7 protein-coding genes and 1 riboswitch are annotated in these 6,666 nt (G+C 57.1%); all 7 genes read right to left on the reverse strand.

Annotated elements, in window-relative coordinates; genetic code table 11:
* Positions 1 to 50 precede the first annotated feature (50 nt).
* Entirely contained in the window at positions 51 to 521 is a 471-nt protein-coding gene (gene grdA, locus B2W96_RS05210) for a glycine/sarcosine/betaine reductase complex selenoprotein A (RefSeq protein WP_293009227.1), read from the reverse strand.
* A gap of 117 nt (positions 522 to 638) precedes the next feature.
* Positions 639 to 959: a thioredoxin TrxA gene (gene trxA / locus B2W96_RS05215; protein ID WP_293009228.1), complete on the reverse strand. Its 321-nt coding sequence runs from the start codon at positions 957 to 959 to the stop codon at positions 639 to 641.
* Positions 960 to 973: 14 nt separating this feature from the next.
* Complete coding sequence (gene trxB / locus B2W96_RS05220) at positions 974 to 1,915, reverse strand: thioredoxin-disulfide reductase (protein ID WP_293009229.1); 942 nt, start codon at positions 1,913 to 1,915, stop codon at positions 974 to 976.
* A 68-nt stretch (positions 1,916 to 1,983) separates the two neighbouring features.
* Complete coding sequence (grdB, locus tag B2W96_RS05225; RefSeq protein WP_293009230.1) at positions 1,984 to 3,288, reverse strand: glycine reductase complex selenoprotein B; 1,305 nt, start codon at positions 3,286 to 3,288, stop codon at positions 1,984 to 1,986.
* 18 nt (positions 3,289 to 3,306) lie between these two features.
* Positions 3,307 to 4,599: a glycine/sarcosine/betaine reductase component B subunit gene (locus B2W96_RS05230; RefSeq protein WP_293009231.1), complete on the reverse strand. Its 1,293-nt coding sequence runs from the start codon at positions 4,597 to 4,599 to the stop codon at positions 3,307 to 3,309.
* 25 nt (positions 4,600 to 4,624) lie between these two features.
* Positions 4,625 to 5,038 carry a GrdX family protein gene (locus tag B2W96_RS05235; RefSeq protein WP_293009232.1) on the reverse strand — a complete coding sequence of 138 codons (414 nt, stop codon included), beginning with the start codon at positions 5,036 to 5,038 and terminating at the stop codon, positions 4,625 to 4,627.
* A gap of 134 nt (positions 5,039 to 5,172) precedes the next feature.
* Positions 5,173 to 5,280, reverse strand: a riboswitch (glycine riboswitch).
* Between the two features lie 277 nt (positions 5,281 to 5,557).
* A complete protein-coding gene (locus B2W96_RS05240; RefSeq protein ID WP_293009233.1) occupies positions 5,558 to 6,466 on the reverse strand; it encodes a selenium metabolism-associated LysR family transcriptional regulator in 909 nt (302 codons plus the stop codon).
* Positions 6,467 to 6,666 lie beyond the last annotated feature (200 nt).

Below are 6,666 nucleotides of genomic sequence, written 5' to 3' on the forward strand. Positions count from 1 at the left end.
TTAAAACGGAGAGGCGGCGGCTTCTGCCGCCGCCTCCGCCGATTTCGGAATCAAAACTTGCAGTATTGCTCCCGAATGCTGGTCATCTCATTGACGATGTCGTCAACGTCCAAAACCATTTCCATCATGCTCACCTGCTCCTCGTAGACGGCCTCGTCAAATTCCGTCTTGATTTCAGGCTCGCACACATGATAAACCCTGAGTCCCAACTGGACTCCTGTCAATGGACCGGCATAGGTCGGGTCACCATTGGTGACCGTTTCAGCCGCAAGGCCGGAAGCCTCGCCCTCAGACGCGCCCAAAAGAACGACTACGTTCTCGGGGCCATACTGCTCGGCGAATTCCTTAACCCGCTTCTGATTCTCCAGATCCATTGCACCAGCGGCCGTTCAGACGAAGCACTCCGTCGAGGAAAACACGACCTCGGCACCGGCGCTCTTGGCACACGCCTCGATGGCCTGACCAGGGATGCCGTCCCGGTCACCAATGATGACAACCTTCTTGCCCGCTAAGATACCCATGTTTCTGTTCCTCCTTTTCTGTAAGATTATAGTCAGCCGGACAAACAGGGATTCCGGCCCGCTACCTGAATTTGCAACCTGAAACGCTTCTCGCCCCGCAGGGCGGGGGCTTCTGACTCAGGCGTACTTTTTGATCATGGCCTCCACGTTTTCGGGCGTTGCGTCGTCCTTCACGCAGGAGTCGATCATCTCGCCGTTTTCATACACGGCAATCACCGGCAGGCCCAGAATCTTCTGCCCGATGGCAAGGCGGCGGGCCTTGGTGGTGTTCAGGGCGCAGAATTTCAGACCGTCGCCGCCATACTTTTCCGCGAACTCGTGAACGTGAGGCATCAATGCCGCGCAGGGGACACAGCCGTCTCCGTAGAAGTCCACAACGACCTTGCCGGGGGCCTGAAGCACTTCGGCTTCAAAGGTTTCCTTATCCAGTTCCAGCATATCCTTCGCTCCTTTTACTTCAGATTTGAGATATAGTGCTCCGCCTGCATGGCGGCAATCGCACCGTCCGCTGCCGCGGTAACCACCTGCCGCAGGCTCTTTACCCGCAAATCCCCCGCGGCAAGCACGCCGGGGAGGTTGGTATGCATATTGTCGTCGGTGCGGATATAGCCGTTTTCCATGTCTACTGCACCCTCGTACAGCTTTGTATTCGGCAGCAGGCCGATGAAGCCAAACAGGCCGAACATCCCGTCCTCCTCATCCGCCTCAACGGTGGTCAGCTCGCCGGTTTTGGTGTTTTTAATCACCATCTTGGACAGCAGCTCGTCGCCGTCCGCCTCCTCCACCACGGAATCCCACATAAAATGCAGCTTAGGGTTGGCAAAGGCCTTCTCCTGAATGGATTTGGCGGCCCGCAGCTCATCCCGGCGGTGGATAATTGTGACCTTTCGGGCAAATTTAGAGAGGTACATGGCCTCCTCCACGGCGGAGTCGCCCCCGCCCACCACGAAGACCTCAAAATCCTCAAAAAACGCGGCGTCGCAGGTGGCGCAGTAGGAAATGCCCTTGCCCACAAATTTGGCCTCGTTTTTGCAGCCGATGGGCCGGGGGAACGCGCCGGTGGCGAGAATCACGGCTTTTGCAAGATACTCGCCCTTGTTCCCCGTCACCTTCTTCACGTTGCCGGAAAGGTCCACGGATTTCACCACGTCGCTCACCCGCTCCGCGCCGAACTTTTTGGCCTGCTCCGTCATCCGGGCCACCAGGGAGGGGCCGGTTTCCCCCTCCAAAAGCTGCCCGGGATAGTTTTCAATTTCACTGGTAATCGCGATTTGTCCACCATCCTGCCCTTTTTCAATGATCAGGGTATCCAGCCGACTGCGCCCGGCATACAGCCCTGCGGCAAGACCCGCGGGACCGGCGCCCAGAATGATTACATCATAGGTTTTGCTCATTGCTATCGCTCCCATACTCGCTCCCCGGCGGCGGCAAAGCCGCCGCCGGAGGCGATGTTCAACTTTTGTCAGACCTCGAAAATGGTCTGGTCCTCGACCTCGGTGGTCAGTGCCTCCAGAGCGCGGGCCACCAGCTTTTTGCGCAGAGCGTATTCTTCCTCATGGGCCAGCGCGGGGTTTCCAAGGGGATGGGGAATCGCAATGGTGGGAACGATTCTGTTTGCGCCCACCGTCATGGAGATCGGCGTGACCGTGCACATATGCACAACGGGAATACCCGCCCGCTCAATCTCTTTTACCATCGTTGCACCGCAACGCGTGCAGGTACCTCATGTGCTGGTCATAATGACCGCGCTTACATTGGCCTGCAAAAGCTTCTGCGCGTATTCGGCGGCAAATTTTTTGGATGAGGCCACGGCGGTGCCGTTGCCCACGGTGGTATAGAAGAAATCGTGCAGCTTGCCGATTTTGCCCTCCCGCTCAAACTCCCGCAGCACGTCCACGGGCAGCACGCGGTTGGGATCCTGATTTGCATAGACGGGGTCGTAGCCGCCGTGGGCGGTTTCGTATGTCTCCTCCGTCAATGTCTCCACGCCCTGAATGTTGTATTCGCCGTAATGCGAGGCGTTGGAGGACTCGATATGGTCCGGATTTCCCTTGGGAACGATGCCGCCGGAGGTGCACAGGGCCACAATGGCCTTGCTCAAATCCTTCACGGCCTTGTTGGGGGCCACCCGGTCAAAGGACGGCATGGGATATTCGGTGGTAAAGGGCTTTCCCGAAAGCTTTGCCACCAGCATATCCACGGCCCGCTTGGAGCCGCGCTCCTTGTCAAAGAAGTTGCGGCGAATGCCGTTGGGCAGGTATCCGTCCTCACAGGAAGCGCCGATTTCCTCGCCGTGCATCAGCTTCATGGCAAGCTTTGCCATGGCCGGGGCGGCTTTGCGCATACCGGCGGCGCTGTTGGTGGTTGCGACAATCAAAACCTTGGTGCGCAGGTCCGCACCGGGGTTTTCCTCGTACATGCCGGTGAGAACGGGAATCCCCAGCTCGTCCTGAACAGCCTGGCAGATGTTGGCGCAGGCATAGCCATACCGTCCGGCGTTGAAGGCGGGACCGGCAATAAACAGGTCTGGCTTTGCCGCTTTGACCCATTCCAATACCTGTGCCTTGGCGTCCTTCTCATGTTCGGCAAAATAGGAGTCGCCACAGACGATGGTCTGCACCACCTCCGCCTCGCCCTTCCATGCCTGATTGAAGGCAAGGCCGGGGCCTACATGGCCTTCCCGCAGCTCGGGCGGCACATGGGCCATTTCCTCGCCGCCGATGTTGGCAAAGAACTGGTTGATATAGTGTACGACGCGATAACTCATGCTTTTCTCCTCCTCTCCTTATCTGGCGCTCAGGCGGTTAAAGCCCATTTCGTTGGTAGCGCCGGTAATGACCTGAAGCTCAGCCTCAATGGACCCGTCCGGCCGCAGGGACCCGACGTGCCCGCCCGCGATTTTGTCCACGTAATCCAGCATCCCGATGACCTTGTCAAGCTTGGGAAGGATCACCACCTGATTGGCGTTTCCGCCAGTGACCACTGCGTCGGCCAATGCGTCCGCATCCGCCAGGGACTGGGACTTGCCGTCCTGTCCGGCGTATTCGTCGGTAATCAAAACGGTGCGGATGCCCTTTTGCTCGGTCTTTTTGCAATTCATAATCAGGTCGGTGTCAGGATTGCCGAAGCCTTCCTCAGAGACGACCACGCCGTCCAGATCCAGCAGCCGGGTAAGCTTGGAGGCCCAGTCGGAAGAACGCTGCTTATCAGCCAGATACACGTTTTCATTGGTGATGATGTTGCACACGTAGTTAATGGTCTTGCCGTGCTGCTCGAACAGGTCCGCCACCACGGGGTTGTTCTGGTGGTGATAGGTAGTGTTCTTGTCGCAGGCGGACACGCAGTTGCCGGAGATGATAGCTCCGTCCATGGTTTCGGTGGGGTTCAGCAGGGTGGAGATAATCTTCTTCGCGTCCACGCCGTAGACATAGGTGTCGTGGAGCAGGCCCTGACTCTGAAGCATGTGGACATAGCCCACCCGGGGAAGGTCGGGGAGCTTTTCCATGCCCTCCTTCACGCCGTAGGTCTCAAACTCCCGCGTCTCGTCAGGGGCCACGTCGCGACCAAGCTCGCCCACAAAGGTGGCGGCCCGCAGGCCCGCCATGCGGACGGCGTGCTCGTACTCGTGCTGATGGACGCTCTCCATCGGCTCGCACACCAGCACAAGATTCAAAAGCTTTGAGAACGGGGTATAGTCCGCGCCGGGTCCGGTCATGTCAATAATGCCCTCCTGAAAGCCCACGATCTTGCCCGCGGTGACAATGGCCATGCCCTTCAGCACATGGGTTTTTCCTGAGCCAACGGTATCCACCTTGGCGATGACGCCGGGAAACTCGCCGCCGGGGCCCTCCACCTTCACGCGGGGCTCGATCACGTCCTTCACCGGGGTAATGCGCACGCTCTCGCCGGGTCTTGCGATGTCAAATTTCGCCGACTTGATGCAGGCTTTCACGTCGTCGTCTTTGAAGATAAAATCCATGACTTCATCGGCATTGACGGAAAGCGTCCCGTTTTCTACCTTGCATTCCTTTGAAAATTGAATGTCCCGAATCTGGATAAAGCCCAATTCCAATTTCAAAGTGAGCACCTCCTTCTTTTCATTTTTATTTGCCTGCGTTACTAAGTCCTGCCGCAGCGTCAAAGCCCAGAGCGCCGGAGAGCAGGGTATAGTCGATCAGTTGGAAATCCTCCAGCACGCTCTGCGTAAGCGTACGGCGGCGGGGCGTAAGCTTGTCGCATACCTCGATGCTGCCCGCAATCAGTCCCGCCTGCTCCGCCGAAAATTCCCCGGGGGTTTTGGACACCACCACGGATTTATAGGGCGTTTCATTGGGCTTCACGCTGCCGGCCAGAGGGTGGGTATACAGAGTATACCCGGCATACACCATATCCCGCGCCTTCACCAAAATTTCCCGAAGGGTCAGTTCCTCCGCAAGGAGAATTTCGTATCGCTCAGCCATACATGCTTTTACCAGGGGATTATTTGTAAGAATCAAATATTGCCGCTCACTAATCACAGCCTTCTCCCCCTTTCCAAAGCAAAAACAGAATCGGACAGCACAAACCTGTGCTGCCCGACTCTGTTGATTTACCTGAGAGATTCCCCGCAAAATACGGGTTGCTCCTTCGGCGCTTTCGCTTTCCAGAGGGTTGTCGGGCTGCAGTCCTTTCGCCTGAGATGTTCATATCGCGCCGGCAAGCTAGCAATACTTATACCTTCGGCCCCGCCTCCAATGGGCAGATCTCCTGCAACCGTCATTCAAATCATTCAATTTTCCAAACCGGACACTTGCCCCGTCTTTATACCCATTGTAATCTCCACATCTCTTGGGGTGCAAGAAAAAAAGGGTATTTATAACTTTTATCTATAAATTCAGTTCAGCAAATTGACGGAGCCAACAATTTGGAATTTTTTGATTTTTCCCATTGGAATCTCTATACTTTGTTGATTTTTTCACAGTTTTGCAATGCTTTTATCAGCGGATTGCAGTATTTGCTATGAAATCATTTCATATTTTTCTACGTTTTGCACAATTTCAAGGCAACAATTCCGGGCTGCGGAGGTAAAATCCCTCGGCAAAGCTGTAAAACACCTGCGCAGAGGGAGAGAGCACGCTGTTTTTCCGGCGGAGAAGGTAAAGCTTGCGCCGAATCCTGATACCGGGCAGCTCCAGTGTCAGAAGCTTTTCCCGCTCCTCCGCCGCGCTTTTGGAGAGAATGGCAACGCCGGTTCCCTCCTCCACCAATCGCTCCACCTCCTCGTTGGAGGATGCCTGCGCGGCAATTTTCACGCTGGCAGGGTCCACGCCCATGGCCCGGAGAAACAGTTCCGTCTCCCGACGGGTGCCGCTTCCCTCCTCCCGGACCACGAAAGGCTCCCGGGCAGCGCGGCGCAGGGAGACCCCCTCGTCCCGCCAGGCCCGGTATTTGGGAAGATTGGGAGCCACCAGCACCAATTGATCGTTGGCAAACTCCCGGGCAACATACTTTCCGCCGGGAAGCGTGCCGCAAAAACCCAACTCCGCCTCCCGGTCCGTCACCTGACGCACTGCCCCCGCACTGTCTGTGATGCGCAGATCGAATTTCACGTCGGAGTGCCGTTTTTGAAACGCCGAGAGCAGACGGGGCAGAAAATACCGCCCCGGAATCGTGGATGCGGCAATGACCACCGTGCCGGACAAGTCCGTTGCAAACCGGCGTAGGGCCTCGTCCGCCTGCCGCCGCAGGGACAGCATCTGCCCGGCATATTGAGACAGAAGCCGTCCCGCCTCCGTAGGGCCGGCTTCCCGTGTGGTGCGGGCAATGAGCGTCAGTCCCAGCTCCCGCTCCAGCGCCGTCACATGAGAACTGACGGTGGGCTGGCTCACACCCAGCGCCTCCGCGGCCCGGGAAAAGCTGCCTGTTTCCACCACTCGGGAAAACGCCTCCAACTGCCGAAAATCCATGGATTCTCCTTTCGCGGGCGCTGTTCCCGCTACGCGTATCCGCAAAAATTTGTTTGGGATAAAGTCACCGTTCAATCTTCTTTTTAACCCAATTGTTCCAAAATATCCAAAAAGGGGACGCCGCGCGTTGGCGCGGCGTCCCCTGGCGGGAATATGTGGGAATCGAACCCACCTGGGCAGCTCTTCACCACCCTCACCGG

Source organism: Oscillibacter sp. UBA6647, from assembly GCA_002455655.1.
Lineage (GTDB): Bacteria > Bacillota > Clostridia > Oscillospirales > Oscillospiraceae > Oscillibacter.